This is a genomic window from Escherichia sp. F1, from assembly GCF_046764225.1.
GTDB lineage: Bacteria > Pseudomonadota > Gammaproteobacteria > Enterobacterales > Enterobacteriaceae > Escherichia > Escherichia coli.
Genome location: NZ_CP177202.1, coordinates 792,498 through 818,910 on the forward strand (window position 1 = coordinate 792,498; position 26,413 = coordinate 818,910).

Below are 26,413 nucleotides of genomic sequence, written 5' to 3' on the forward strand. Positions count from 1 at the left end.
CCGCATCCGGCAAGTTACAACAAACAACCTTTAACCATGCTTTTTGATATTTTTCAGCAATACCCTGCGGCGATGCCCGTCCTGGCTACCGTCGGAGGATTGATCATCGGCAGTTTTTTGAATGTGGTGATTTGGCGTTACCCAATCATGCTGCGCCAACAAATGGCGGAGTTTCACGGTGAAATGTCGAGTGCGCAGTCAAAAATAAGCCTTGCGCTGCCGCGTTCGCACTGTCCGCATTGCCAGCAGACTATCCGCGTTCGTGACAATATTCCGCTGCTCTCCTGGTTGATGCTCAAAGGGCGCTGCCGCGACTGTCAGGCGAAAATCAGCAAGCGTTATCCGCTGGTGGAGTTATTGACGGCACTCGCTTTTTTGCTGGCGAGTCTGGTGTGGCCAGAAAGTGGATGGGGGCTGGCGGTGATGATATTATCCGCCTGGCTGATTGCCGCGAGCATCATTGACCTCGATAACCAATGGCTGCCCGATGTTTTTACTCAGGGCGTATTGTGGACCGGGCTGATTGCGGCATGGGCGCAACAGAGTCCGTTAACGCTACAAGACGCAGTTACCGGCGTACTGGTGGGATTTATCACTTTTTACTCCCTGCGCTGGATAGCCGGAATAGTTCTGCGTAAAGAAGCATTAGGCATGGGCGATGTATTACTCTTCGCCGCTTTAGGTGGCTGGGTGGGGGCGTTATCACTGCCCAACGTTGCTTTAATCGCCTCATGCTGCGGCCTGATATATGCCGTTATTACAAAAAGAGGATCAACCACACTGCCTTTTGGACCGTGTTTAAGTCTGGGCGGTATAGCAACACTTTATCTACAGGCATTGTTTTAATGATAACCACGTCATTATCAAAGTGACATTTTAACTCTTATTAATAACCTTAGAGATTATTTACCATGTCGATAAAACAAATGCCAGGGAGGGTATTAATATCGCTATTGTTGAGCGTTACAGGATTATTAAGTGGCTGTGCCAGCCATAATGAAAACGCCAGTTTACTGGCGAAAAAACAGGCGCAAAATATCAGCCAAAACCTGCCGATTAAATCTGCGGGATATACCTTAGTGCTGGCACAAAGTAGCGGCACGACGGTAAAGATGACCATTATCAGCGAAGCGGGTACTCAGACCACGCAGACGCCTGACGCCTTTTTAACCAGCTATCAACGACAAATGTGCGCTGACCCAACAGTGAAATTAATGCTCACTGAGGGAATTAATTACAGCATAACGATTAATGATACACGTACAGGTAACCAGTATCAGCGGAAACTGGATCGTACCACCTGTGGAATAGTCAAAGCATAACGTCGGGTAGATATAAATTGGCGCGGGTTGTTTTTCGTGACGCACGAATTTATCTCATTCAATGGCTGACAAAAATTCGTCACACTCTTAACCAGAGACAATCTCTTAATACAGACAAAGAGCATCTGCGAAAAATTGTACGCGCGATGTTCTGGCTGATGCTGCTTATTATTTCTGCAAAAGTGGCGCATTCACTCTGGCGCTATTTCTCCTTTTCTGCGGAATATACGGCGGTTTCCCCATCGGCGAATAAACCGCCCCGTGCAGATGCAAAAACGTTCGATAAAAATGACGTGCAATTAATCAGCCAGCAAAACTGGTTTGGCAAATATCAGCCCGTCGCCGCACCGGTAAAACAACCTGAACCTGTGCCTGTGGCAGAAACACGTCTTAATGTGGTGCTGCGCGGGATCGCCTTTGGTGCCAGACCCGGCGCGGTTATTGAAGAAGGCGGTAAACAGCAGGTCTATTTGCAGGGTGAAACGCTTGGCTCGCACAACGCAGTGATTGAGGAAATCAATCGCGACCATGTGATGCTGCGCTATCAGGGAAAAATAGAGCGCCTGAGCCTGGCAGAAGAGGAGCGTTCCACCGTAGCCGTGACCAACAAAAAAGCCATCAGTGACGAAGCAAAGCAAGCTGTTGCTGAGCCTGCTGCCAGTGCGCCAGTTGAGATCCCGACTGCTGTGCGTCAGGCACTGGCGAAAGATCCGCAGAAAATTTTTAACTATATCCAGCTTACGCCTGTGCGTAAGGAGGGGATTGTCGGTTATGCAGTGAAGCCGGGGGCAGATCGTTCTCTGTTCGATGCCAGCGGTTTCAAGGAAGGCGATATCGCCATTGCGCTAAATCAGCAGGATTTCACTGATCCACGAGCAATGATTGCTCTGATGCGGCAGTTACCTTCAATGGATTCCATTCAACTTACGGTTTTACGCAAGGGTGCGCGCCACGACATTTCCATCGCGCTGCGCTAACCGCATTTAATCCAGGAGAATCATTCATCGTGTTTTGGCGTGATATTACGTTGTCGGTCTGGCGTAAGAAGACAACTGGCCTCAAAACAAAAAAGCGTTTACTGCCGCTGGTGTTGGCAGCGGCATTATGCAGTTCACCGGTCTGGGCGGAAGAAGCCACTTTCACCGCCAATTTTAAAGATACCGACCTGAAATCGTTCATCGAAACCGTCGGCGCTAACCTTAATAAAACCATCATTATGGGGCCGGGCGTACAGGGGAAAGTGAGTATTCGCACCATGACCCCGCTCAATGAACGCCAGTATTACCAGCTATTCCTTAACCTGCTGGAAGCACAGGGGTATGCCGTCGTACCGATGGAAAACGACGTGCTGAAGGTGGTGAAATCCAGCGCCGCGAAAGTCGAGCCACTGCCGTTGGTCGGTGAAGGTAGCGACAACTACGCGGGCGATGAAATGGTCACCAAAGTAGTGCCGGTACGTAATGTGTCGGTCCGCGAGCTGGCACCGATCCTGCGCCAGATGATCGACAGCGCGGGGTCTGGAAACGTAGTTAACTACGATCCCTCCAACGTAATTATGCTCACCGGACGCGCCTCCGTCGTGGAGCGCCTGACGGAAGTGATCCAGCGCGTGGATCACGCGGGTAATCGCACTGAAGAGGTGATCCCGCTGGATAACGCCTCGGCTTCGGAAATCGCCCGCGTGCTGGAAAGCCTGACCAAAAACAGCGGCGAGAACCAGCCAGCAACGCTGAAATCTCAAATTGTCGCCGATGAACGCACCAACAGTGTGATTGTCAGTGGTGATCCCGCCACGCGGGACAAAATGCGCCGCCTGATCCGTCGGCTGGACTCAGAAATGGAACGCAGCGGCAACAGCCAGGTTTTCTATCTCAAATACAGCAAAGCCGAAGATCTGGTCGATGTGCTGAAGCAGGTCAGCGGCACGCTCACGGCGGCTAAAGAAGAGGCGGAAGGCACGGTCGGTAGCGGGCGTGAGGTTGTCTCCATCGCCGCCAGCAAACACAGTAATGCCCTGATTGTTACCGCGCCGCAGGACATCATGCAGTCGCTGCAAAGCGTGATTGAACAACTGGATATTCGCCGTGCTCAGGTGCATGTCGAGGCGTTGATCGTGGAAGTTGCTGAAGGCAGCAATATCAACTTCGGCGTGCAGTGGGCGTCGAAAGATGCCGGATTAATGCAGTTTGCTAACGGTACGCAGATCCCTATCGGTACGCTGGGCGCAGCGATTTCTCAGGCAAAACCGCAGAAAGGCTCGACGGTGATCAGTGAAAACGGTGCTACCACCATAAATCCGGATACTAACGGCGATCTCTCCACGCTTGCTCAGCTTCTTTCTGGCTTTAGCGGTACGGCGGTTGGCGTGGTGAAAGGCGACTGGATGGCACTGGTACAGGCGGTCAAAAACGACTCCAGCTCGAACGTGCTCTCCACGCCGAGCATCACCACGCTAGACAACCAGGAAGCCTTCTTCATGGTGGGCCAGGATGTTCCGGTATTAACCGGCTCTACCGTTGGTTCCAATAACAGTAATCCTTTCAACACGGTAGAGAGGAAAAAAGTCGGCATCATGCTGAAAGTCACGCCGCAGATTAACGAAGGTAACGCGGTACAGATGGTGATTGAGCAGGAAGTCTCGAAAGTGGAAGGGCAGACCAGCCTCGACGTCGTGTTTGGCGAGCGCAAACTGAAGACTACCGTGCTGGCTAACGATGGTGAGCTGATCGTGCTTGGCGGCCTGATGGACGACCAGGCAGGAGAAAGCGTGGCGAAAGTGCCGCTGCTGGGCGATATCCCGTTGATTGGTAACCTGTTTAAATCGACGGCGGATAAAAAAGAAAAACGTAACCTGATGGTGTTTATCCGCCCGACCATTCTGCGTGACGGTATGGCGGCAGACGGCGTGTCGCAGCGCAAATATAACTACATGCGCGCCGAACAGATCTATCGCGATGAGCAAGGCTTAAGCCTGATGCCGCACACCGCGCAGCCGGTACTGCCAGCGCAAAACCAGGCCTTACCGCCGGAAGTACGCGCATTCCTCAATGCCGGGAGAACGCGTTAATGGTGCCTGTAGCACAGGAAACCACCGCTAACACCGTGCGCCTGCCCTACAGTTTCAGCCGTCGGTTTAGCCTGGTGGCATGGTGCGAAGCGTCGCTGGAGATCCTCCACGTTCATCCGCTATCGCTCTCTGTTTTGCAGGAGCTGCAGCGGGGGCTGAACGCGCCCTTTACGCTGCGACAAATCGACGGGGCCGAATTTGAACAGCGGCTGAATGCGGTCTGGCAGCGGGACTCTTCCGAGGCCCGCCAGCTGATGGAAGATCTCGGTTCTGCTGAGGACTTTTTTACTCTCGCTGAAGAACTGCCGGAAACGGAAGATCTGCTGGAAAGCGACGACGACGCGCCAATCATCAAACTGATCAACGCTATGCTGGCAGAGGCGATTAAAGAAGGCGCTTCGGATATCCACATTGAGACATTTGAAAAGAGTCTGGTGATCCGTTTTCGCGTTGACGGCACATTACATGAAATGCTGCGTCCGGGGCGCAAACTGGCCTCGCTGCTGGTATCGCGTATCAAGGTGATGGCGCGGCTGGATATTGCCGAAAAGCGCGTACCGCAGGATGGACGTATTGCGCTGCTGCTGGGCGGCCGGGCGATTGACGTGCGTGTCTCCACCATGCCATCCGCCTGGGGCGAGCGCGTGGTGCTGCGACTGCTGGACAAAAACCAGGCCCGCCTGACGCTGGAGCGTCTGGGGCTGAGCCAGCAACTGACCGCGCAGTTGCGCCAGCTGTTACACAAACCGCACGGCATCTTTCTGGTGACGGGGCCGACGGGTTCCGGCAAAAGCACCACGCTGTACGCCGGATTGCAGGAGCTGAACAACCACTCGCGCAACATTCTCACAGTTGAAGACCCCATCGAATACATGATTGAAGGGATCGGTCAGACGCAGGTCAACACCCGCGTCGGCATGACCTTTGCCCGTGGCCTGCGCGCGATTTTGCGTCAGGACCCGGATGTGGTGATGGTCGGTGAAATCCGCGATACTGAAACCGCAGAAATCGCCGTCCAGGCATCGCTTACAGGGCACCTGGTACTTTCCACGCTGCATACCAACACGGCGGTGGGGGCGATTACGCGTTTGCAGGATATGGGGGTAGAGCCTTTCCTGCTCTCTTCCAGTCTGACGGGCGTGATGGCGCAGCGACTGGTCCGTACGCTGTGCCCCGACTGCCGCCAGGCCCTGCCTGCCACTGACGAAGAAAAACGCCTGCTGGGAATTACCGACGCCCGTACCGTCACTCTGTACCATCCACAGGGCTGTCCCGCCTGTAATCACAAAGGTTTCCGCGGGCGTACTGCCATCCATGAGTTGATCGTGGTGGACGCCACATTGCGTGATTTGATCCACCGTCAGGCCGGGGAGCTGGAGCTGGAACGTTATGTCCGGCAACACTCTGCGGGCATCCGCAGCAACGGCATTGAGAAAGTGCTCGCCGGAGAAACCTCTCTCGATGAAGTTCTGCGGGTAACCATGGAGGCGTAATGGCACTGTTTTACTATCAGGCGCTGGAGCGTAATGGTCGCAAAACCAAAGGTATGATTGAGGCGGATTCCGCGCGTCATGCCCGCCAGTTGTTGCGCGGTAAAGAGCTTATCCCCGTGCACATTGAAGCACGGATGAATGCTTCGACAGGGGGAATGTTGCAGCGTCGGCGGCACGCACATCGTCGCGTGGCGGCGGCAGATCTGGCGCTGTTCACGCGCCAACTGGCAACGCTGGTGCAGGCAGCAATGCCGTTGGAAACCTGCTTACAGGCGGTCAGTGAGCAAAGTGAAAAACTGCATGTGAAAAGCCTCGGAATGGCGCTGCGCAGTCGGATTCAGGAAGGCTATACCCTGTCGGACAGCCTGCGCGAACATCCCCGCGTCTTTGACTCCCTGTTTTGTTCGATGGTCGCTGCCGGAGAAAAATCCGGACATCTCGACGTGGTGCTCAATCGCCTGGCGGATTACACCGAACAGCGGCAGCGTCTGAAATCACGCCTGCTGCAGGCCATGCTCTACCCGCTGGTACTGCTGGTGGTGGCAACGGGCGTGGTCACTATTTTGCTGACGGCAGTAGTGCCGAAAATTATCGAACAGTTTGATCATCTCGGACACGCGCTGCCCGCCTCTACCCGAATGCTCATCGCCATGAGCGACGCGTTACAGGCCAGCGGCGTGTACTGGCTGGCGGGTTTGCTGGGGCTTCTGGTGCTGGGGCAACGGCTACTCAAAAATCCTGCGATGCGCCTGCGCTGGGATAAAACCTTGCTGCGTTTGCCCGTGACGGGGCGTGTTGCGCGCGGACTGAATACGGCGCGTTTTTCCCGCACATTAAGCATCCTCACCGCCAGCAGTGTTCCGCTGCTGGAAGGTATTCAGACCGCCGCCGCCGTGTCGGCAAATCGTTATGTCGAGCAACAACTGCTGCTGGCGGCAGATCGCGTCCGCGAAGGAAGCAGCCTGCGCGCCGCACTGGCGGAGTTGCGCCTGTTCCCGCCGATGATGCTGTACATGATCGCCTCCGGCGAACAGAGCGGCGAGCTGGAAACCATGCTTGAGCAGGCCGCAGTTAACCAGGAACGGGAATTTGATACCCAGGTGGGGCTGGCGTTAGGGCTGTTTGAACCGGCGCTGGTGGTGATGATGGCGGGCGTGGTGCTGTTTATCGTCATCGCCATCCTCGAGCCGATGCTGCAACTGAACAATATGGTTGGAATGTAATTTACGGAGTTATCACATGAATTCGTTATCCCGCACACAAAAACCACGGGCAGGTTTTACCCTGCTGGAAGTGATGGTGGTGATTGTTATTCTTGGCGTCCTGGCAAGTCTGGTGGTGCCTAACCTGTTGGGCAACAAAGAGAAAGCCGATCGGCAAAAAGCCATCAGCGATATCGTGGCGCTGGAGAATGCGCTGGATATGTACCGACTGGATAACGGGCGTTATCCGACCACCGAACAGGGACTGGAGGCGTTGATCCAGCAACCAGCCAATATGGCGGACGCCCGCAACTACCGTACCGGTGGATACATTAAACGACTGCCAAAGGATCCGTGGGGCAATGATTATCAGTATCTCAGCCCGGGTGAAAAAGGGCTGTTTGATGTTTATACCCTGGGGGCAGATGGTCAGGAAAACGGGGAAGGCGCTGGCGCAGATATCGGTAACTGGAATTTGCAGGAGTTTCAGTAATCAGTGCCTGAACGCGGATTCACTCTTCTGGAAATCATGCTGGTGATTTTCCTTATCGGCCTTGCCAGTGCGGGCGTGGTACAGACGTTTGCGACCGATTCTGAATCGCCCGCGAAAAAAGCGGCGCAGGATTTTCTGACTCGCTTTGCGCAGTTTAAGGACAGGGCAGTGATCGACGGGCAAACACTCGGTGTGCTAATCGACCCGCCTGGCTATCAGTTTATGCAGCGTCGCCATGGGCAGTGGCTGCCCGTTTCTGCGACCCGCTTATCGGCACAGGTTACGGTGCCAAAACAGGTGCAGATGCTGTTACAACCCGGCAGTGATATCTGGCAGAAGGAGTATGCGCTGGAACTGCAGCGTCGTCGCCTGACGCTGCACGATATTGAACTGGAGCTGCAAAAAGAGGCGAAAAAGAAGACGCCGCAGATCCGTTTTTCGCCTTTTGAACCCGCCACGCCGTTTACGCTGCGCTTCTACTCGGCGGCGCAAAACGCATGTTGGGCGGTAAAACTGGCGCACGATGGCGCGTTATCCCTCAATCAATGTGATGAGAGGATGCGATGAAGCGCGGATTTACCTTGCTGGAAGTGATGCTCGCGCTGGCGATTTTTGCGCTGGCTGCCACGGCAGTGTTACAGATTGCCAGCGGTGCGCTGAGTAATCAGCACGTTCTTGAGGAAAAAACAGTAGCGGGCTGGGTAGCTGAAAACCAGACCGTGCTGCTCTACCTGATGACCCGTGAACAACGGGCGGTCAGGCACCAGGGCGAGAGCGATATGGCTGGAAACCGCTGGTACTGGCGCACCATACCGCTGAATACAGGTAACGCGCTGCTCCAGGCGGTGGATATTGAAGTCAGTCTTCATGACGACTTTTCGCCAGTGATTCAGTCACGACGCGCCTGGTTTAGCGCCGTGGGAGGCCAACAGTGAGAAGGACTTGCGCTGGTTTCACGTTACTGGAAATGCTGGTGGCAATTGCCATTTTTGCCTCGCTGGCACTGATGGCGCAGCAGGTGACTAACGGCGTCACACGTGTGAATAGCGCCGTCGCCGGACACGATCAAAAACTAAACCTCATGCAGCAAACGATGAGTTTTCTGACCCACGATCTGACACAAATGATGCCGCGTCCGGTAAGAGGCGATCAGGGCCAGCGTGAACCAGCGTTACTGGCTGGCGCTGGCGTGCTGGCGTCTGAGAGTGAAGGGATGCGCTTTGTGCGCGGCGGCGTGGTTAATCCGTTGATGCGTCTGCCGCGCAGTAATCTGCTCACCGTCGGTTACCGCATTCATGACGGTTATCTCGAACGGTTAGCCTGGCCGCTGACCGATGCCGCAGGCAGCGTGAAGCCGACAATGCAAAAGTTGATTCCGGCCGATTCGCTCCGTTTGCAGTTCTATGATGGTACGCGCTGGCAGGAGAGCTGGTCATCAGTGCAGGCAATCCCAGTGGCGGTGCGCATGACCCTGCATTCGCCACAATGGGGCGAGATTGAACGCATCTGGTTGTTACGCGGGCCGCAATTATCATGATCACCTCACCACCAAAACGCGGAATGGCACTGGTCGTGGTGCTGGTATTGCTGACGGTTATGATGCTGGTGACCATCACGCTTTCCGGGCGAATGCAGCAACAACTTGGGCGAACGCGCAGCCAGCAGGAGTACCAGCAGGCGCTGTGGTACAGCGCCAGTGCGGAAAGCCTGGCGTTGAGCGCACTCAGTCTGAGCCTGAAAAATGAAAAGCGCGTGCATCTGGCGCAGCCGTGGGCTTCCGGCCCTCGTTTTTTCCCACTGCCGCAGGGGCAAATCGCCGTTACTCTGCGTGACGCACAGGCCTGCTTTAACCTGAATGCCCTCGCTCAGCCGACGACAGCGTCGCGTCCGCTCGCGGTACAACAACTGATTGCCCTGATCACGCGCCTGGATGTGCCTGCTTATCGGGCCGAATTAATTGCTGAAAGCCTGTGGGAGTTTATTGACGAAGACCGCAGCGTGCAGACGCGTCTGGGCCGTGAAGACAGCGAGTATCTCGCCCGTTCGGTGCCGTTTTACGCCGCTAATCAACCGCTGGCTGATATCAGCGAGATGCGCATGGTGCAGGGAATGGACGCCGGACTTTATCAAAAACTGAAACCGCTGGTCTGTGCGCTGCCGATGACCCGCCAGCAAATCAACATCAACACCCTGGATGTCACGCAAAGCGAGATTCTTGAGGCGCTGTTTGACCCGTGGTTAAGCCCTGTACAGGCGCGGGCGTTATTACAACAACGTCCGGCGAAGGGCTGGGAAGATGTCGATCAGTTTCTTGCACAGCCGCTACTCGCAGACGTCGATGAGCGTACTAAAAAACAGCTAAAAACCGTCCTGAGCGTGGACAGCAATTACTTCTGGCTGCGTTCAGATATCACCGTGAATGAGATTGAACTGACGATGAATTCGTTAATTGTCCGCATGGGCCCACAACACTTTTCTGTTCTCTGGCATCAGACAGGAGAAAGTGAGTGAGTTCCATGCTTGAGATTTTTATCCCGCTTTGCGCCTCCGATCCCATCCGTTGGCAGCACCGTACCACCGACGTGGAGCACGGCATCTGGTCTGACGTTGACAACGAACAGCTCCAGCAATGGCTGCAAACTGATGCGATTCGACTCTACATTCCCGGCGAATGGATCAGCGTCTGGCAGGTTGAACTGCCTGATGTCGCCCGCAAGCAGATACCGACTATTCTGCCCGCCTTGCTGGAAGAAGAGCTGAACCAGGATATCGATGAACTGCATTTCGCCCCGTTGAAAGTCGACCAGCAACTGGCAACCGTAGCTGTGATTCACCAGCAGCATATGCGCAACATTGCGCAGTGGTTGCAGGCAAACGGCATCACCCGCGCTACCGTCGCGCCGGACTGGATGTCCATTCCTTGTGGGTTTATGGCTGGCGATGCGCAACGGGTTATCTGCCGCATCGATGAATGCCGGGGATGGAGCGCCGGGCGGACGCTGGCCCCGGTCATGTTCCGCGCCCAGCTCAATGAGCAGGCGTCACCGATTTCGCTGACCGTAGTCGGAATCGCGCCGGAAGAGCTATCTGCATGGGCTGGCCCAGACGCTGAACGTCTGACCGTTACGGCTCTGCCCGCCATTACCACTTATGGCGAACCGGAAGGGAACCTGCTAACAGGGCCGTGGCAGCCCCGCGTCAGCTACCGAAAACAGTGGGCGCGCTGGCGGGTGATGATTCTGCCGATATTGCTGATTCTGGTTGCGCTGGCAGTGGAACGGGGCGTGACGTTATGGAGTGTCAGCGAACAGGTGGCGCAAAGCCGCGCCCAGGCGGAGAAACAGTTCTTAACGCTGTTCCCGGAACAAAAAAGGATTGTGAATTTACGCTCTCAGGTGACGATGGCGCTGAAAAAATATCGCCCACAGGCCGACGATACCCGGCTGCTCGCAGAATTGTCAGCGATAGCCAGCACCCTGAAATCAGCATCACTTTCCGACATCGAAATGCGTGGTTTCACCTTTGATCAAAAACGCCAGACGCTCCACCTTCAGTTGCGGGCCGCGAACTTTGCCAGTTTCGACAAACTGCGTAGCGCACTGGCGGCAGATTATGTTGTGCAACAGGACGCGTTACAGAAAGAGGGTGATGTGGTTTCCGGCGGCGTAACGTTGCGGAGGAAATAACATGTTACGCGATAAATTTATTCACTATTTTCAGCAATGGCGTGAACGCCAGTTAAGCCGTGGCGAACACTGGCTGACACAACACCTGGCGGGGCGTTCTCCGCGTGAAAAAGGCATGTTACTGGCAGCGGTGGTGTTCCTGTTTAGCGCCGGATATTACGTTCTCTTCTGGCAGCCGTTGAGCGAACGGATAGAACAACAGGAGACGATGTTGCAGCAGTTGGTGGCGATGAACACCCGACTGAAGAACGCCGCGCCGGATATTATTGCAGCGCGAAAATCTGCCACAACAACGCCTGCGCAGGTATCGCGGGTCATCAGTGACAGTGCTTCCGCGCACTCGGTGGTCATCAAGCGAATAGCCGAGCGCGGGGAGAATATTCAGGTCTGGATAGAACCTGTGGTGTTTAATGACCTGCTGAAATGGTTAAACGCACTGGATGAAAAATATGCGCTGCGGGTGACACAAATTGATGTCAGTGCTGCTGAGAAGACTGGGATGGTGAATGTGCAGCGGCTGGAGTTTGGACGGGGATAAAGTATCAGGAGATTAATATCAATAAAATTACTCTCGTTAACGTGGCGAGAGTAATTCCCCCAGACTTTATAAGCTAATTTTTTTCGTGAAGGTTATTGTCAGATCCAAAAGCAAAAACCCGCCTTGTGGGCGGGTTCTTAAGAATTAGTGGTGCCGGACTCGGAATCGAAAATTTCTTTTATCATGTTGATATTAATACAATTTGTTTGGTTTGATTAAAAATGTACCCTCAATTATACCCGCAGTCCCTTTTGATATCGAAAGGGAATCACACTCGGGATCAGGCTGAGAGCACAGAAGGAAAGTACCTGGCTATTATATCGTTAATTCTGTCAATCAGTTCCAGCCTTTTGAAAGTGATGTGTGCAGATCCCTTCTTAAAGTATTTAATGATGAACATCTCGTCTTCATAGCGCTCTTTACCCTGAACGGACTGGATATGACCATCCAGACGAATAGTGATGTTTTCCCGGTTGTCGGGGATCGGTTTGCCGCTGAACAGATGTAGCATTCTTTCCAGGTCGACGAGTCGGTCAGTCTGTTGCCCGGTGATAAGATGAAACCCCCACCGGTCCCACCTCACCAGGTTGTTGACGATAATTTTACTGCCAAATTTGCAGGGGCAATTGGTTTTGTAATTCCAGCTCAGTCCCCTGAAGATGTTGATCACCCCTCGCTCAAACACCTCATCCTTATTCTGGTGTAGTTGTTCAAATGTGCTCAGAATGTTCGCTTCACTGATTTCCGGAAAATTATCGTACTCCAGTGACCGGTACCATGTATCACGGGCCTGTGCATCCATTAAGGAAAGCATCCCTGAACGTTGCATCAGGTCACGCCAGATTTCGCGATCGAGATTGCGTGTGATGGCTTTCATTGCGGTTTCCGGTTTCTCCATCAGCCAGCAGCCGCAGCGAAAATCCTGTTTCATGGCCCAGTCCGGGGCGGCTTTACCGCCAATACTTTCTGTCATTGCTGATATTTCAGCCAGTTGCCGGATAAGTGTGTCGATTTGCAGCAGTGTACTCTTTCGTACAGCCAGAATGTGGCGGATACTGGTTGAGCAGATAACGTCCGTATGCCCGGTGACCACTTCCGGACGGGAGATTGTGATGTCTGACATTATCGGTTTCCCTTTTGGTTTATAAACGAAAACGCCAGCCCTGTTCAGGTTGACGTCAGTGGAATGAAGTATGGTGAGTGATATTTACCGGTTCTGGTGCAGAAGCTGCAGATGACGAAGAGTACGGACATCCTCCCGGGCCTGTTCGATACAGGGCAACAGTGCTGCCGAATCCGTTTTATCCTCATCGTTGTCAAAGATAATTCCCGATTCGCAGTCGATATTGTCCTGCAGCCACGCAATGAGGATATCCAGCGCTGTTTCAGTGGTTAATGGCATCACGCTCTGTATCACTGTATTGTCTTCCGGCAACTGATGAGGGCTGGCAGAAGTCGCCGGTGTTTCGGTAGCGTCACGTTCATCCACCACGCGGAGTGAATAACCGTTTTCAGCGACTTTGTTAATCAGTTCAGCGAGCTCAATACCATCGACGTCAACGACAATGCGCCCCATGTTCAGCGCCTGCGCATTAATGCTGTCGGCTTCCAGCGTCAGGGCCAGTTTCATTGTTTCGCCTCCGGATGCTTACCCAGAGTAATGTTATTTACTGTTCGGTAATTGTCGCGGGTCATCAGGCCGGTCGCCCTGCGAGCCCGGAGGATATCGATGCTGTTTATTAACTGAGAGCGGGTACAGGCGCTGAATCCCGGCTGGTCGGTACGCACCAGCGCGTATTTTTCCACGAGAAAGTTCACCGCATCACACAGTGAAATGCCTGCCTCAATATGCTGCTCAATCACACGTTCATCAGCGAACGGTGTGTCATTCAGTGTGAGGCCGTAATGCTGGTCCAGCAGTCGGGTGAGCAGTGTCTGCCAGATGGTGACGGGAGACGGGCAGTACGATGCCTCCCGTACGTGTGTGTCAGGTAATGTTTTCATCTTAAGTTCTCTGTAACTGGTAGTGCTAAAGGTGAGATATTCGGGGTTATGAGGTGGTTGCGGGTGCCAGTGTCGGATAAACAGCCATATAAACGTAACCACAGGAGCCGAGGGTGTCGGCTTCACAGGCCAGCCCCTTCGCATACAGTGTCACGGTATGCTGATGGCGGGGATTCAGTTCACCGCTGGTGAGCATGAGCTCCAGTTGTTTCATCAGCAGCGGAAAGGCCTGGTCCAGATGGTACGCATCCGCATCTCTGAACCGGCCTCTGATACCGGCGCGGTCGGCAAGGTAATGCAGGCGGTTACCCTCCTGCACCAGACGGGCGCCGAAACAGGGCGTCACGGTGCAGGGCAGTCCCCACCAGAGGCGGTCGTGATTGTCGTCGGGAAGTATTGTCCCGGGGAGTGTGTCTGACACGATAAAATCCTCACAGAAAATCGGTTAAGAATGGTCCGGTGGTGGCGATAATTCTGCTCATCTGAATGCCCTTCCAGACTCAGTTCAGGGTGACGCTCATCAGCCGGACATACGGGCCAAAACTGTCCTTACGGCGTTCAGCAAACACAGCCAGCACACCGGGAATATCCTGCACTTCACGACCGGTATACGCTTCAGCGCTGCCGTGCCAGCGGTACTTACCGGTACAGAACGGAAAAAGACGGGATGCAGGATGCTGTTGGTGAATACGCATGGCTTCACCACGGGTGATAATTTTCATGATGGGATACCTCTGAAGACAGAAGATAAAAGTGAAAACAAGTGTGATGTAGTTGTGACGGTGACGGGTTAAAGCAGACCGTGTTCGGCAAAGGAGAAAACCTGGTTGCCACCGACTATCAGATGGTCCGGCACCCGGATATCCACCAGGCCCAGTGCCTGTACCAGACGTTCTGTGATAAGGCGGTCTGCCTTACTGGGTGTGACTTCACCGGACGGGTGATTGTGCGCCAGCACCACGGCAGCGGCATTGTGGTACAGGGCGCGTTTAATCACTTCCCGGGGATGGACTTCCGTGCGGTTGATGGTGCCGGTGAAGAGGGTTTCACCGGCAATCAGCTGATTCTGGTTATTCAGATACAGTACCCGGAACTCTTCACGCTCCAGTCCCGCCATGTTCAGAATCAGCCATTCCCGTGCCGCACGGGTGGAGGTGAAGGCCACGCCGGGTTCATGAAGATGGCGGTCCAGGGTTTTCAGGGCCCGCAGAATGAGACTGCGCTCGCCGGGCGTCATCTCTCCTGGCAGAAAGGAAAGTTGTTGCATTGTGCTTCTCTCCATTCAGTCGATGATGCGCATAATGGCGCTGCATTCCGGATGCTGCAGGGCGTAATCCCGCAGCCGGTAATAATGGACCGTCATGGCATAACACTCCGTACGACAGGCATGATGACTGTACGTCATCAGACAGGCAGCAATGCCGGCGGCTTCCGGGCTCATTTCAGCGCGGTTACCGTTCATGACATTGAACAGTACCCATGTTTCGTCATCATCGTCATCCGGTTCGGGTGCCATAAATGCCCCTCCGTTATTCAGTGTGTACAGATTCCAGATACCACCGCAGTAGTCTTCACACAGACGGTCCATCCAGCCGAAGATACGGGGCTCCAGGGTCACCCACTGTGGAATGAGGCCAAAGTGCTGTGGCCAGAAGCTGATGCGCTGTTCATCAGGGACGGGAGTGGCAACCAGTTGAGACTGGTTATTCCCTGATGCAGTAGTTACGGAAACAGAAGGTGTGGTGGAATTATGTGAAACGGTTGTCATGATATTATTCCTTATAAAAAGCAAATGAATGAAGAAGGCTCGGGGGCAGGGACAGACGTGAGTCAGGACGGCGCTTTCAGGTAAACGGTATCAGCGCATGTTCTCCAGCAGCGTTTCCGCCATCACCCATAATGCGCGATTGAGCTTAATATCGGTGTCGATGCTGTGAATGGCCCGGGTATGGATACGTTTTCCTCTGGCACTGCGGCCGGAAATTCCGCCTTTCAGCATATTCTCCTGGATGGTCTGATATGCGCTCCACAGGTCCTTACCGTAATCCTCCCTGCGTCGTGGCGTAAGAATGTCAGCGGTGGTGACGGGCTGATGTTCGTCACCATAACGGTAAGTCAGGGCCGCCTGTGCCAGCGCCTGGCGTGCCGGTGGCGGCAGGACCAGCGACTGCATGGCATCACGCTTCTCCTCTATCCGGTCAAACACGCCCACCACCTCGTAAGCCCCTTCAATGACTCTGTCCACCACATTTCCCCGGTGCGGAACACGTACTTCCCCCAGAGACTGACCACAGACGCAGCCGTTCTGGCAGACGAAGCGGAAGTAACCCGGCAGCATCTGATAACTGGAGGTACCGTCATGGGAGTTGAGCAGAATGATTTCAGGGACATGTTGTCCGGTTATCTCTCCGGCCCGCCGCAGACGCAGCATGTGTTTGGTGTATCCCCGGCGGCCCGGGTCGCGCACACGGGTCTGGCAGGCGAAGAATGGCTGAAAACCTTCCCGCTGCAGGCTTTCCAGCACGGTGATTGTGGGGATCCATGTATAGTTCTCGCTTCTTGATGTGTGCTTATTTTCCCCGAATACGCTGGGGACGACCTGCATCAGTTCTTCGCGAGTTAAGGGGCGGTCACGGCGTATCTGGTTCGCATAACCAAAACGGCTGGCTAATCGCATAATTGGCTCCTTATGAATGATTAAGCGGTATAAATGAAAAAGCCGCGTCTCCCGGAGAAGGCGCGGCCTGATGGGTGAAATGAATGACGTTTATTGTCTGAGAAGCCCTTCACTGGCGAGCCACACATTAAGCTGTTTTCCGGCGTTAGACTCAAAATTCCAGCACCGCCAGCGCAACTGACCTTCAGCATTACGGATAACCCGCCGGAAATGCGTTCCCTGGTCATCTTCAGTAAACACATTGCGGCAAACTGTTGTAACAGCAACCACCTGTTCGCGCGAAAAAGGGCCTTCGGGCAATAAACGTGGTGTACAACCCGGCATATCTGTTACTCCCTGAAAGTAAAAAGCCCCGGTCATGATGACCGGGGCCTGAAGGGGAGTGACCTGATTATCAGAAAGTCACATTCAGCGTGGCCTGACCGTTATAACCTTCAGCGCTGCTGCCGCTGACGCTGTGGGCATAACCGGCCTGAACGCCCAGGGTGATATTTTCCCGGACACGGGCTTCCAGTCCGGCCTGCAGGTCCAGTGACGTGCCATTCTGGGACGGTGAGAACGTCATGTTACTGCCGGCGGCGGCTGTACCCATGCTCATGTCACCCCGGGAGCTGAAAGTGCGGATAACAGAAGGCTGTACCCACCAGTTCACCGGCAGTTCACTCACACGGTGTTTTGCACTGTCGCGCAGAGTGTCACGGGATGAGGTGCCTTCGCCAAAGGTCATATCGTTGTGGCTGCCCAGACGGAAGCCGGCACGCACATGTTGTGCACTGCCATGCCCGAACTTCACATAACCGGCGTTATCCTGGCCGTCATCCAGGGAGAGCCCCTGCCAGGTGTACTGCAGTTGTGGCTCCAGCATCAGGTTGTCAGTGATACTGAAGGGCAGACCGGTTTCCAGTGAGCCCAGCCAGCCCCAGCCCCGGGCGCGGAAGTCGTTATTGTCCGATGACGCTTTCATGCTGTGGCGGGTTCCCTGTGCCACAATGTCAGCCCACAGGCCGGAGGACGTGTGTGTCAGATTCAGGTATCCGCCCAGGCTGCCGGCATCATCCCGAACCGTGCCGGCGCGGGAACCGTCATCATCCTTAACATCAACGGAAGAATGGCCAGCAGCACCATATACCCCTGTCGTCAGAGACATACCGGCAACCTCTGTTCTGAGCAGGTCACTCTCCAGACGGACGAAGCCATAGCTGCCGCTGCTTTCCGGCGTGGCTCCACGGGCAATACCGCCGTTGTTATCGTGACCGAGATGACCGCCCTGAATGCTGAGACGGACGCTGTTATTTTCACCGTTTACACCGGTCTGATGGCTGCGGGAGCCTGCCAGAATCCGGTCATAGTCCATTGCCTGTGTCAATATGGAGGTATACAGGGGGACTTCAGCACGATAAGCATTTTCACTGCGCAGGTACCAGTCTTCATCGCTGTCACGGTTCAGGGTGTAGTTTAAGGCGCCGGCCTGAAGCGGGCGGCTCAGGGCAAACGCACCTTCTTCTGTGGTGGCACCATTCTGTGCATCCACAACCCGGATACCCTGTCCGGTGGTTGCCACCCCGAGGTTACTGTTTCCGACATTTGTGAACGCAAGCCAGGTTTTGCCGGTTGCCTGACCACCATTAATTACCAGCTGGTCTGAGGCATTACTGCCATCAAGGCTAACACGCATATTGATGGTGCCGCCTTGGCCGGTGAGGTTATTGGTGGTCAGTTTATGGAACGTTACCGGGGAGTTACTTTTTGCAACAGCACGGCTCAGCGCGGCATCCGGTGTTGTCTGATTATCAAAGCGAATCTCCCCTGCGTTAACAATATCGCCGGTACTGACCACATCGCCATTCAGTACCATGCTGGCATCTTTACTGAGCTGTGTTCTGCCACTCAGACTTCCCCCGGCAGCCAGCGTCAGTGTTCCACGATGTCCGACAGTGGTGTTGCTGGCCAGTCCTCCGGCATTAACCGTAAAGCTGCCGCCATTTTCCAGCAGCAGGCCGCTGGCCTGACCGGATGTGCCATCAATACTGAACTTACCGCTGGCATTGGTCCCCTCAACAGTGGCACCACTGTCTGCAATCAGGGCACCACCAGATGTTATGGTGACACTTGTCGCCTTACCACCGGCAGACACTGCCAGGGTACCGCCGTCATCCACCAGTGTTTTCCAGGCTGAATGGCCCTCCAGTACATCCAGGCGACCACCGGACTCCAGAACAACACCGTCAGCCTTACCGTTTTCCACCGCGAAATTGCCCAGACGGTTGCTGCCGGTGACGGTTGCCGCCGTACTGGTGACCAGTGCGCCCCCCTGGTTCAGGGTGACATTCGTGGCTGTACCACCGGCGTTCACCTGCAGTTTGCCTTTCTGGTTAACGGTGGTGAAATCCGCCAGACCACCTTCCTTGACAATCTGCCAGCCGTCACTGTTTACAACCGTGTCAGAGGCTGTGCCTCCGTTGTGCACATACTGGTAACCGCCATTCAGTGTGGTATCCAGCGCATGCCCGTGTACCGTCTGGTCGCCGCCGGCATAAACCACAGTGGTATTTGCTGTTCCTTCAGCAGCCACAATCTGACGACCATTTTTATTGATAGTGGTACGTACGGCATTTCCGCGAACAAACTGCCCGGTATCACCATTTTCTGCATCTGGTCCCCCTTCCGCGCCGGTATTCACAACCGTGTCGGTTGCCATTGCGCTGGATTTGACGGCCTGCCAGCCCTTCTCATTAATGACGGTACCCGTTGCAATCCCGCCTTCATGTACCCACTGCTCACCGCCGTTCAGAGTGGTATTCACTGCCTGCCCCTGAAGGCTCTGTCCGCCTCCGGCACTGATAACCGTGTCTGAAACGCTTCCTCCGGCATTCACTCTCTGAAGACCACCACCGGTGACAGTAGTGTTGTTGGCGATACCGCCATTTTGTATCCATTGCCCGCCGGTATTGGCCTCGTTATCCGGCCCATACTCCAGACCGGTACTGATGGTCATTCCGTTGGCCGTACCGAAGACAATCTGGTTGTCATGATTTTCCAGTGCTCCGCCGCTCACGGTTTCTCCCGCCTGTACAACCGTGTCAGCAGCCAGTGCCGGGACTGATGTGACAGCAGCAAGAGACAGCGCAACCGCCACACCGGCGCGTTTTCCCCGTGAGCGGGCCAGTTCGGGGGCCACCACCAGGGTGCCCGTAATGTGATTCCATACCAGCCTGTAGCTGGTGTTCAGATGTCGTTTCATCAGCTTTTCCTTACAGAGGGTGAATAAAAAAGCCGGTACCCACAAATGTGGATACCGGCAGGTACAAAACAGCATGGTCAGATAAAGTGGTTTTTCCCGGGCATAAATGCTTCCCCTCTCTCATCCGCCAGAGAAGTATCAGTCCGTTGTGTGCAATTCCGTTCTGCATGATGAAGAGATTCAGCTGCCTTTTCGCAGACCATTAACCACTATAAACGATCGATGGTAACGATCGATACCTGTTTTATCGATCGTTTTATTCTATTAATAACAAGGCGGCCACGCAAGAGAAACAGGAGGGGTATGAGGTGTTTGTGTCATGTTTTCAGTTGGTTAACGCAATGTAATCAGGCATTTCCCCTGACAGACTGTTCAGAAGAAAATCCAGTTCCATACCGCGCGGGCAACAGAGACCACCGTGTCACGGACGGCACGCAGAACCGTGCGTGCAACAGAGGCAACACAGACGTTCTCCGCCGTGTCAAATATCCGGTCCACCGCACCGGTAAACTGTTCACGGGCCTGACCCCGGACAGATTCCGTGCGCAGCTCGTCCTGCAGGCGGGTCATCAGGGGACTGGCGGCATGGTCGGGAAGCGCTGTCATGAGCGCACTGACCAGCGTATCCAGTTCCCAGCTGGTGCGGGCCGATACGGCAACAACCGGATGTACGGGCCGGAACAGCCGGAATACCGCATCTGTTTTTTCGCGAATGTTCTGTGCCTGTGCGGGAGAAGGCTGAATGCCGGCCATATCCCATTCATGGCAGGGCTCCGTTTTGTCGGCCTGCGTCACCACAAACAGCACCTGCTGATGTCCCCGGTGCAGGATGTGTCGCCAGAAATACTCATCCACAGACAGGGCCCGGTCATCGGCTTTAATCAGCCACAGTACCAGGTCCAGTTCAGGCAGAATGTCACGGTACAGGGCTTCATACTCTGCATCCCTGTCCCGGCTCTCGCCCACCCCGGGCAGGTCAGTGATAACCATGCTGTGACCGTGGCCACTCAGACGGAAGCGCCGCACTTCCCGGGTGCCGGCGTGAACATCACTGACCGGGGTGACCTCCCCCTGAAACAGTGCATTACAGAGTGAGGATTTACCGGCCCCGCTTTTCCCCATAATGCCAATCACGGGTTCGTGACTGGTGAGTTTGCGCAGATGTTCCTGGATGTGACGGGAAAGTGAGTAAGGCAGGGAGGAGAGCGGTTTTTCAATTGCCTCAATGGCATCAGACGGATTCATACATGTATTCCCGGTGAAAAAAGACAAGACCCCGCACACCGGAAAGGTGGCGGGGGATTCACGGAGATAATATCTGTCTGAAATTATTTTGAATGGTTTTATTTTTTAATTTTACTACGGTAAATCATGTCCAGAGCACTTTCAATAACCCGATCATTTGAGATACCCTCGTTCATGGATAATTTTCTCAGTTTGTCATATGCCTCCTGTGAAATATTTACGTTCAGGGGGCGCAGCTTTTTATCAACCCTGTTTTTTATTCTGTTTTTTTGGGTAGCCCAGGCGCTTTTAAACTTCCGGGTAAACAGTTCTACTGAGTCTGGTGAATTCTGGTTGTTTTTTTTCCATGTGAAGTAACTGGCATAACACCAGGCCATAATCTCTTCAGATGATTCTCCACAGACATAGTTCAGGGAAATATTCGTCTTTTCCTGAATATATTTTTTGAGCCATGAGCAGATATCAACATTTCTGGCCTTAACCTCTCTGAAAATATCATCTTTTTCGAGCAGTGTGGTCCATTCAATACTTTTCTGGTTCAGGTAATTTGATGGTGTGTATAAAATGAAAGGCCAGTTATCAATACACCTGCGTATGGCATCTACCCTCACGCTGTGGTGAGAAGGTAGTGACTCCGGAGATAAACAGGTAAGGGTATTTTCATAACCGTTTATCTTAATCATTTCATATAATTCACAAGTCAACCATAAACTGGCGCGGGCATCATTACGATACCAGTTAAGATCATTCTCAGATGGTAAGGAATCGAAGTAACGCTGGTCTGTTTCAGCCAGAAAATTATTTATTTTCAGTGTGTCAACACCCTGTGAGATAAGAGTGTTTAAAATCCGTTTCTGATACGATAAATAATCTTTATCGGCCAAGCTTGATGGTAAATAAAACCCATTTTCATTTAAGCGCCTTTCAAGATATCGTATTCTGCTTCTTTCATCTTCCACAACCTTAACCATAGTATCTCTCCTTCAGTCAGGATAATCACACGTGATTTTAAGTAAAATCAAAGCATCTTTAGCATGATTTTCTCATAAATTTCAGTTCATTTCACGTGTATAAATTAAGGGGGTGGGAGGTACCTCATGTTATCTTTTTGTCTCTGCTGACAGGGGGAGCTTTTTATAACAGTACATTCTTTGCCAGGACGGTTGAAGTGCATTCACAGGAGTGAACCGCTCTTTTTATTTTCCGGGAAGAGCGCTTTCTCCTCTCATCCTGTTATTATTAACTTACTTTCGTTTTCGCCTTCGGGCAACTCCCCCCTTTGCCTTAAACAACACAGTTAATCCCGCGTCAGGTTATTAAGGTAAATGTTGATCTGAATTTTACCAGAGACGATGAGTTTCATTGTGAGAATCATTGTATCCTGTATTTTGATGCGTCTCTCCATGACGTTAACAGAGGACTTCATAATTTCATTTACGATAAGTCTGGTTTTACGTTACCGGAGATAAAATAATTAAAAGTCATCACTTTCCTCATTAATCACTCTTACAGATATGGTATCCAGAATTATCATAACATTTCATTCGTTGACATTATTTACCCGGTCTAATAGCTTATTTTAATAAAGCTGACTTTCAGAACTCGCTTCCTGAGACTACTGTTTTTTCGGTATTAGTTCACGGTGGTGGCAAAGAAAAAATTTAAAAATCACCAGTCCTTTAATTTACAACAATGTACTCAGGCTGCGTGGTTCGCTGACAGCCAGACCTGATATGGCCGCTATTTCTGCATGAACTGACGTGTGTACCGTCTGAAGCTCGTTGTCGACTGCTTCACAACACTGATATGTTAGCATGATAAGAGTTCCCGGACTGTTACTTCAGGTTTTACAGGGCGTTATTGATTTTAAGCTGATGGGGTTACTGTTATGCTGGGCAGATTACTTTCTGGTTAGCAGGTGGGAAAAGCACGTTAGCGTCAGCATCAGAAGCCAGCCCTCTGCGAAATTTGAACCGCCCCGGGTTTCCTGGAGATTGTTTTATTTGTGAACTCAGGCTGCCAGATCATCGTTTCTGATGGAAGCATAATAAGCTTTTTCTGCTTCTGCCGGAGGGATATGATCCAGCCTTCCCAGCAATCGTCGATTGTTATACCAGTCCACCCACGTTAGTGTGGCCAGTTCCACTTCTGTCCGGTTTTTCCAGCTATTACGGTGTATTACCTCCGCTTTGTAAAGACCATTGATGCTCTCCGCCATCGCGTTGTCATACGAGTCGCCTGTGCTCCCTGTTGATGCCAGTAATCCTGCTTCCTTAAGCCGCTGCGTGTAGGCCAGCGATACATACAGAGAACCTTTATCACAGTGATGGATAGTGCCAGACGGACGACGGTCCCATACTGCCTGCTCCAGTGCATCCAGCACGAATGTCGTTTCCATGGACGATGAGACCCGCCATCCCACGATGTATCCGGCGAACACATCAATGATGAACGCCACATAAACGAAGCCCTGCCATGTGCTGACGTAAGTAAAATCAGCCACCCACAACTGGTCAGGACGTTCTGCCCCGAACTGACGGTTTACGCGGTCGCCTGCGGTAATGGCTTTCCGGCTGACGGTAGTGCGGACCTTTTTACCCCGGAGAACACCGGCAAGCCCCATAACCGCCATGAGACGTGCCACAGTGCACCTGGCCACTCTGATACCTTCCCGTAACAACTGACGCCAGACTTTACGTACACTGTATACCTGATGATTCTCATCGTATACGCGCAGTATCTCTTTCTTCAGCCAGTCATCGCGCTGCGCACGGGTACTGCGTTTATCAGGACGATGTCGCTGTTGCTGACAGTGGTAATACGTTGACGGGGCAATATGCAGTTCACTGCATATAAGCGGAAGTCTGGCGAAGGATATCGTTACTGCGGCGCAGTTCACGATTTTTACGCTCCAGCTCTTTCAGACGCTGACGTTCAGTGGTGGTGAGCCCACCATCACCGCCTCCGGTATCCCGCTCATGCTGGCGTACCCAGACACGCAGAGTCTCCGGCGTACAGCCAATCTTTGGGGTAATGGAACAAATTGCCGCCCATTGTGAGTCATATTCGCCCTGACTTTCCAGAACCATACGAACTGCCCGTTGACGGACTTCGGGGGAAAAACGTGTATTTTTAGTCATCCTATTTACCTCTTTCTCAGGGAGTTTAGTCTCCAGGATTTCCGGGGCGGTTCACCTCTGCCTGCATATTCAGTCCGTAGAGAACGTGGCGTGTAGCTGGCTGTAAAGAACATCCCTGTCCGTGGCTTTCATCCACTGGTGGTGTTCATGTCAGTTCAGTAATGACAGGATGCCCTTAAGCCATTCATCATGGCTCAGTATGATGACGACGAACACGCTCTGCAGGTGAGCAGGCGGGGCCGGGAGCATAATTCCCGTATTTTGCCGCACCTTCCGGAAGCAACCGGCATCAGTTACGGTTATCGTCAACCGTTGTGCGGTATGCCAGGAGCACGTACTGATCCATCAGATCCGTCAGTGCTGCGTTCTGCTTCTGACGGTCGATGATCCATTCCTCCAGCTCTTTTTCTGATTTCCGTTTCAGGTTCTCTGTCCAGTCTTCAAGGCTGTTTCCGGTCATTAAATCAAGCCAGCAAAGCCAGACCAGTTTGAGGCGCAACTCCGTGCCACCAAACTGACGGAAGAGGCTGATCAGTTTATTTGCCAGAGAATGATGTTTCAGACGTTCACATTCAGACAGCAGAATGCCTTCCAGCATCGGATGATGAACCAGCAGATGTTCACTGGTGCATAAGTTCACCACCAGATCATCATCCAGAGGCGGCGTGGTCCGTTTGTCAGGGCCATAAATCAGCCGGTGCAGACTCTGGGGTACGATGGCAATCTTCGGTTTTTCACCATTGAATGACACCCACCCGGGCGTCAGATTATGGAAGTAGTGGATATTCGGATGACACACGCCCCAGGATACGGCGTGCCGGGTGAAGCCGGTCAGCCATTTCTGGTAGCTTTCGTGGAGTAGCTCGTAACGGGTCTGATACTGTGGTTTCATTTTCATATTCCTCACGGGGGATAACAGGCAGCAGAGCGCCGCCGGCAGGCCGGAGATTGCGTCTGCTGTGGGCGAAGGGTCAGTGGTTAAAAATTACGGACGGGACTGTGCAATACGCGCCTGCAGCCAGGCTTCCACTTCACTTTTCAGCCAGCGGGAGCTGCGGCCGAGTTTGATGGGAGCCGGAAAGGCCCCATCCTTGATGAGCTTGTAAAACCACTTATCGGTCAGGCCGGTCAGCTGAGTGATAAACGCCATATCGACCATCTGGTCATCCATCAGCGAAACTGTGGTGGTCATGAGAATGTTCCTCCGGATGTTGTTAAACCAGCCGGTGTGGTCATGAAAACAACGCACCACCTTCACCGGCATAACAACCGGGGAGAAACGTAAAAAATAATCAGGAATGTGACCGCCAGGAGATAAACGGGGGGATTGCGGTGGCTGAGCCGTGCCGGTATGCCGGGTGATTGTTGCAAAACGATGCTTCTGCACGCGCGCGATAAAGACAGGGATGATTTTCGTGAGGAAGAGGGGAAAACTGGCGTTCTGATAATTGCAGAGTTGTTTTCGGAGGTGGTTGTGGTGAATCAGCCTGTGGCTGGCGGGAAGGCAACAGATATTACCGGGGGGATAAGACAGTCTGATTGGTATTATAAATATAAGAAGTTATCAGAGAGTAACGTAAGGGAGTTAGTTGCCAGAGTAACCTAAGAGAGTAAATCTCTCTGGTAACAGAGCGCTGTGAAGCATTCTGCATCAGAGTACAGATACATGAACGCTGATACGTAAAATCAGCAGTGACACGTCAGCTCCTCATATACTCATCCCTGTATAAAACATGAACTGAGCGTATGAATGCTCCTGTCTGAGCCTGATCCGGTGAGTGAGAGTCTGAGAAAACCCTCGTCCTTACCCCGCTCTCTACCCGGTTTCCCCGGTTATTGAGATAACATCAGAGACTTGATAACTAAACGTACCGTTAAGACTACATGTCGGGAGCCCGGTAACTAAAAGTCAGGAAGTAACACGTTCAGGAAGGGGATCAGTGTGCGGTATACTGACAGCATCCTGTTAACCGCAGCATAAAGTAACGGAGGCTAATGGAAGTTAAAACCAAAGAAGACTGGCTGTATCAGTTCCGTCGTTGTTCATCCCGCGAGACACTGGAAAAGGTGATTTCCCACACGCGTTATAAACTTACCCCTGCGGAGCTGGAAGCTTTCAACTCTGCGGTCGATCACCGGCTGGCAGAACTGACGATGAACAAACTTTACGATCGCGTGCCGGCTTCCGTCTGGAAATATGTCACCTGAATGTTCGGTAATCACAGCGATATTGCGCCAGATGTTATCTGCTCTGTGTGATTCTTTTGGGGTTTTCTCAGGTTGTTAAAAGCTGAATATGTTCCTG

At 53.1% G+C, this 26,413-nt stretch carries 29 protein-coding genes and 1 pseudogene; 14 read left to right on the plus strand and 16 right to left on the minus strand.

What is annotated here, in order from left to right; translation table 11 throughout:
- Positions 1–36: 36 nt before the first annotated feature.
- The 13 genes from pppA to yghD all read left to right on the plus strand — a co-directional run bounded on the left by pppA (position 37) and on the right by yghD (position 11,801).
- A complete protein-coding gene (gene pppA, locus ACK8NJ_RS03730) occupies positions 37–846 on the plus strand; it encodes a prepilin peptidase PppA (protein ID WP_411962134.1) in 810 nt (269 codons plus the stop codon).
- A gap of 65 nt (positions 847–911) precedes the next feature.
- Positions 912–1,322, plus strand: a complete 411-nt coding sequence (gene gspS2 / locus ACK8NJ_RS03735) for a type II secretion system pilot lipoprotein GspS-beta (RefSeq protein WP_001389459.1) — start codon at positions 912–914, stop codon at positions 1,320–1,322.
- A gap of 17 nt (positions 1,323–1,339) precedes the next feature.
- Complete coding sequence (gene gspC / locus ACK8NJ_RS03740; protein WP_001366858.1) at positions 1,340–2,299, plus strand: type II secretion system protein GspC; 960 nt, start codon at positions 1,340–1,342, stop codon at positions 2,297–2,299.
- 29 nt (positions 2,300–2,328) lie between these two features.
- Positions 2,329–4,389, plus strand: coding sequence for a type II secretion system secretin GspD (gene gspD, locus ACK8NJ_RS03745; protein ID WP_000498829.1), 2,061 nt, complete (start codon positions 2,329–2,331; stop codon positions 4,387–4,389).
- Positions 4,389–5,882 (plus strand): type II secretion system ATPase GspE, encoded by a 1,494-nt coding sequence (gspE, locus tag ACK8NJ_RS03750; protein WP_411962135.1) that lies wholly within the window; start codon positions 4,389–4,391, stop codon positions 5,880–5,882. Before gspD ends, gspE begins: the two co-directional genes overlap by 1 nt.
- Positions 5,882–7,105 (plus strand): type II secretion system inner membrane protein GspF, encoded by a 1,224-nt coding sequence (gene gspF / locus ACK8NJ_RS03755; protein ID WP_049067524.1) that lies wholly within the window; start codon positions 5,882–5,884, stop codon positions 7,103–7,105. Before gspE ends, gspF begins: the two co-directional genes overlap by 1 nt.
- Before the next feature lie 16 nt (positions 7,106–7,121).
- Entirely contained in the window at positions 7,122–7,577 is a 456-nt protein-coding gene (gene gspG / locus ACK8NJ_RS03760) for a type II secretion system major pseudopilin GspG (protein ID WP_001087289.1), read from the plus strand.
- A gap of 3 nt (positions 7,578–7,580) precedes the next feature.
- The gene (gspH, locus tag ACK8NJ_RS03765) at positions 7,581–8,144 is read left to right on the plus strand and encodes a type II secretion system minor pseudopilin GspH (RefSeq protein WP_411962136.1); all 564 of its coding nucleotides are present in this window, start codon (positions 7,581–7,583) and stop codon (positions 8,142–8,144) included.
- Entirely contained in the window at positions 8,141–8,512 is a 372-nt protein-coding gene (gene gspI, locus ACK8NJ_RS03770) for a type II secretion system minor pseudopilin GspI (protein WP_001559928.1), read from the plus strand. The genes gspH and gspI overlap by 4 nt, the downstream gene beginning before the upstream one ends.
- Complete coding sequence (gspJ, locus tag ACK8NJ_RS03775; RefSeq protein ID WP_001559927.1) at positions 8,509–9,114, plus strand: type II secretion system minor pseudopilin GspJ; 606 nt, start codon at positions 8,509–8,511, stop codon at positions 9,112–9,114. The genes gspI and gspJ overlap by 4 nt, the downstream gene beginning before the upstream one ends.
- Positions 9,111–10,088 carry a type II secretion system minor pseudopilin GspK gene (gene gspK / locus ACK8NJ_RS03780; RefSeq protein WP_001559926.1) on the plus strand — a complete coding sequence of 326 codons (978 nt, stop codon included), beginning with the start codon at positions 9,111–9,113 and terminating at the stop codon, positions 10,086–10,088. The genes gspJ and gspK overlap by 4 nt, the downstream gene beginning before the upstream one ends.
- A complete protein-coding gene (gene gspL / locus ACK8NJ_RS03785) occupies positions 10,085–11,263 on the plus strand; it encodes a type II secretion system protein GspL (RefSeq protein WP_001559925.1) in 1,179 nt (392 codons plus the stop codon). The genes gspK and gspL overlap by 4 nt, the downstream gene beginning before the upstream one ends.
- Position 11,264: 1 nt before the next feature.
- Positions 11,265–11,801, plus strand: a complete 537-nt coding sequence (gene yghD / locus ACK8NJ_RS03790) for a GspM family type II secretion system protein YghD (RefSeq protein ID WP_001559924.1) — start codon at positions 11,265–11,267, stop codon at positions 11,799–11,801.
- Between the two features lie 280 nt (positions 11,802–12,081).
- Here yghD and ACK8NJ_RS03795 read toward each other — a convergent pair whose 3' ends face one another.
- The 16 genes and pseudogenes from ACK8NJ_RS03795 to ACK8NJ_RS03870 form a co-directional block, all read right to left on the minus strand.
- On the minus strand, positions 12,082–12,924 hold the full coding sequence (locus ACK8NJ_RS03795) for a DUF4942 domain-containing protein (RefSeq protein ID WP_063103262.1): 843 nt from the start codon (positions 12,922–12,924) through the stop codon (positions 12,082–12,084).
- A gap of 84 nt (positions 12,925–13,008) precedes the next feature.
- Complete coding sequence (locus tag ACK8NJ_RS03800) at positions 13,009–13,206, minus strand: DUF957 domain-containing protein (RefSeq protein WP_023563519.1); 198 nt, start codon at positions 13,204–13,206, stop codon at positions 13,009–13,011.
- A 48-nt stretch (positions 13,207–13,254) separates the two neighbouring features.
- A pseudogene (locus tag ACK8NJ_RS03805) lies at positions 13,255–13,431 on the minus strand (DUF5983 family protein); the annotation flags it as partial.
- The gene (locus ACK8NJ_RS03810) at positions 13,428–13,805 is read right to left on the minus strand and encodes a TA system toxin CbtA family protein (protein WP_063103261.1); all 378 of its coding nucleotides are present in this window, start codon (positions 13,803–13,805) and stop codon (positions 13,428–13,430) included. The pseudogene ACK8NJ_RS03805 and the gene ACK8NJ_RS03810, both read right to left, overlap by 4 nt.
- A 46-nt stretch (positions 13,806–13,851) precedes the next feature.
- Positions 13,852–14,226 (minus strand): type IV toxin-antitoxin system YeeU family antitoxin, encoded by a 375-nt coding sequence (locus ACK8NJ_RS03815; RefSeq protein WP_063103260.1) that lies wholly within the window; start codon positions 14,224–14,226, stop codon positions 13,852–13,854.
- A 79-nt stretch (positions 14,227–14,305) separates the two neighbouring features.
- The gene (locus ACK8NJ_RS03820) at positions 14,306–14,527 is read right to left on the minus strand and encodes a DUF987 domain-containing protein (protein ID WP_000692300.1); all 222 of its coding nucleotides are present in this window, start codon (positions 14,525–14,527) and stop codon (positions 14,306–14,308) included.
- Between the two features lie 68 nt (positions 14,528–14,595).
- The gene (locus tag ACK8NJ_RS03825; RefSeq protein ID WP_001186726.1) at positions 14,596–15,072 is read right to left on the minus strand and encodes a JAB domain-containing protein; all 477 of its coding nucleotides are present in this window, start codon (positions 15,070–15,072) and stop codon (positions 14,596–14,598) included.
- Positions 15,073–15,087: 15 nt separating this feature from the next.
- Positions 15,088–15,573, minus strand: a complete 486-nt coding sequence (locus ACK8NJ_RS03830) for an antirestriction protein (RefSeq protein WP_063103258.1) — start codon at positions 15,571–15,573, stop codon at positions 15,088–15,090.
- 90 nt (positions 15,574–15,663) lie between these two features.
- The gene (locus tag ACK8NJ_RS03835) at positions 15,664–16,482 is read right to left on the minus strand and encodes a DUF932 domain-containing protein (protein ID WP_063103257.1); all 819 of its coding nucleotides are present in this window, start codon (positions 16,480–16,482) and stop codon (positions 15,664–15,666) included.
- A 90-nt stretch (positions 16,483–16,572) separates the two neighbouring features.
- Positions 16,573–16,806 (minus strand): DUF905 family protein, encoded by a 234-nt coding sequence (locus tag ACK8NJ_RS03840; RefSeq protein ID WP_074154325.1) that lies wholly within the window; start codon positions 16,804–16,806, stop codon positions 16,573–16,575.
- Positions 16,807–16,876: 70 nt separating this feature from the next.
- Positions 16,877–19,723, minus strand: a complete 2,847-nt coding sequence (locus tag ACK8NJ_RS03845; RefSeq protein ID WP_063103255.1) for an Ag43/Cah family autotransporter adhesin — start codon at positions 19,721–19,723, stop codon at positions 16,877–16,879.
- A 372-nt stretch (positions 19,724–20,095) separates the two neighbouring features.
- Positions 20,096–20,968: a GTPase family protein gene (locus ACK8NJ_RS03850; protein ID WP_063103254.1), complete on the minus strand. Its 873-nt coding sequence runs from the start codon at positions 20,966–20,968 to the stop codon at positions 20,096–20,098.
- 98 nt (positions 20,969–21,066) lie between these two features.
- Positions 21,067–21,939, minus strand: a complete 873-nt coding sequence (locus ACK8NJ_RS03855) for a hypothetical protein (RefSeq protein WP_000241624.1) — start codon at positions 21,937–21,939, stop codon at positions 21,067–21,069.
- 1,040 nt (positions 21,940–22,979) lie between these two features.
- Positions 22,980–24,108 (minus strand): IS3 family transposase gene (locus ACK8NJ_RS03860; RefSeq protein ID WP_404855449.1). Its coding sequence is split into 2 segments (ribosomal slippage): positions 22,980–23,816 and positions 23,818–24,108, totalling 1,128 coding nucleotides; the frame shifts between segments, so codons are not numbered across the junction.
- A gap of 289 nt (positions 24,109–24,397) precedes the next feature.
- Entirely contained in the window at positions 24,398–25,006 is a 609-nt protein-coding gene (locus ACK8NJ_RS03865; protein WP_063103183.1) for a hypothetical protein, read from the minus strand.
- Between the two features lie 87 nt (positions 25,007–25,093).
- Positions 25,094–25,300 carry a helix-turn-helix transcriptional regulator gene (locus ACK8NJ_RS03870; RefSeq protein ID WP_182409988.1) on the minus strand — a complete coding sequence of 69 codons (207 nt, stop codon included), beginning with the start codon at positions 25,298–25,300 and terminating at the stop codon, positions 25,094–25,096.
- Between the two features lie 803 nt (positions 25,301–26,103).
- Between ACK8NJ_RS03870 and hha the strand changes: the two genes are divergently transcribed.
- Complete coding sequence (gene hha / locus ACK8NJ_RS03875; RefSeq protein WP_000453333.1) at positions 26,104–26,316, plus strand: hemolysin expression modulator Hha; 213 nt, start codon at positions 26,104–26,106, stop codon at positions 26,314–26,316.
- The last annotated feature ends 97 nt before the right edge of the window (positions 26,317–26,413 follow it).

Bases quoted from the DNA above. Each gene is read 5' to 3' on its own strand.
- ACK8NJ_RS03840 (WP_074154325.1), bottom strand. From the start codon at position 16,806: ATGCCGGGTTGTACACCACGTTTATTGCCCGAAGGCCCTTTTTCGCGC.
- gspK (WP_001559926.1), top strand. From the start codon at position 9,111: ATGATCACCTCACCACCAAAACGCGGAATGGCACTGGTCGTGGTGCTG.
- ACK8NJ_RS03865 (WP_063103183.1), bottom strand. From the start codon at position 25,006: ATGAAAATGAAACCACAGTATCAGACCCGTTACGAGCTACTCCACGAA.
- ACK8NJ_RS03795 (WP_063103262.1), bottom strand. From the start codon at position 12,924: ATGTCAGACATCACAATCTCCCGTCCGGAAGTGGTCACCGGGCATACG.
- pppA (WP_411962134.1), top strand. From the start codon at position 37: ATGCTTTTTGATATTTTTCAGCAATACCCTGCGGCGATGCCCGTCCTG.
- ACK8NJ_RS03825 (WP_001186726.1), bottom strand. From the start codon at position 15,072: ATGCAACAACTTTCCTTTCTGCCAGGAGAGATGACGCCCGGCGAGCGC.
- ACK8NJ_RS03830 (WP_063103258.1), bottom strand. From the start codon at position 15,573: ATGACAACCGTTTCACATAATTCCACCACACCTTCTGTTTCCGTAACT.
- ACK8NJ_RS03835 (WP_063103257.1), bottom strand. From the start codon at position 16,482: ATGCGATTAGCCAGCCGTTTTGGTTATGCGAACCAGATACGCCGTGAC.
- gspE (WP_411962135.1), top strand. From the start codon at position 4,389: ATGGTGCCTGTAGCACAGGAAACCACCGCTAACACCGTGCGCCTGCCC.
- hha (WP_000453333.1), top strand. From the start codon at position 26,104: ATGGAAGTTAAAACCAAAGAAGACTGGCTGTATCAGTTCCGTCGTTGT.
- ACK8NJ_RS03820 (WP_000692300.1), bottom strand. From the start codon at position 14,527: ATGAAAATTATCACCCGTGGTGAAGCCATGCGTATTCACCAACAGCAT.
- ACK8NJ_RS03810 (WP_063103261.1), bottom strand. From the start codon at position 13,805: ATGAAAACATTACCTGACACACACGTACGGGAGGCATCGTACTGCCCG.
- ACK8NJ_RS03850 (WP_063103254.1), bottom strand. From the start codon at position 20,968: ATGAATCCGTCTGATGCCATTGAGGCAATTGAAAAACCGCTCTCCTCC.
- ACK8NJ_RS03870 (WP_182409988.1), bottom strand. From the start codon at position 25,300: ATGACCACCACAGTTTCGCTGATGGATGACCAGATGGTCGATATGGCG.
- gspF (WP_049067524.1), top strand. From the start codon at position 5,882: ATGGCACTGTTTTACTATCAGGCGCTGGAGCGTAATGGTCGCAAAACC.
- gspI (WP_001559928.1), top strand. From the start codon at position 8,141: ATGAAGCGCGGATTTACCTTGCTGGAAGTGATGCTCGCGCTGGCGATT.
- ACK8NJ_RS03845 (WP_063103255.1), bottom strand. From the start codon at position 19,723: ATGAAACGACATCTGAACACCAGCTACAGGCTGGTATGGAATCACATT.
- gspG (WP_001087289.1), top strand. From the start codon at position 7,122: ATGAATTCGTTATCCCGCACACAAAAACCACGGGCAGGTTTTACCCTG.
- yghD (WP_001559924.1), top strand. From the start codon at position 11,265: ATGTTACGCGATAAATTTATTCACTATTTTCAGCAATGGCGTGAACGC.
- gspS2 (WP_001389459.1), top strand. From the start codon at position 912: ATGTCGATAAAACAAATGCCAGGGAGGGTATTAATATCGCTATTGTTG.
- ACK8NJ_RS03855 (WP_000241624.1), bottom strand. From the start codon at position 21,939: ATGGTTAAGGTTGTGGAAGATGAAAGAAGCAGAATACGATATCTTGAA.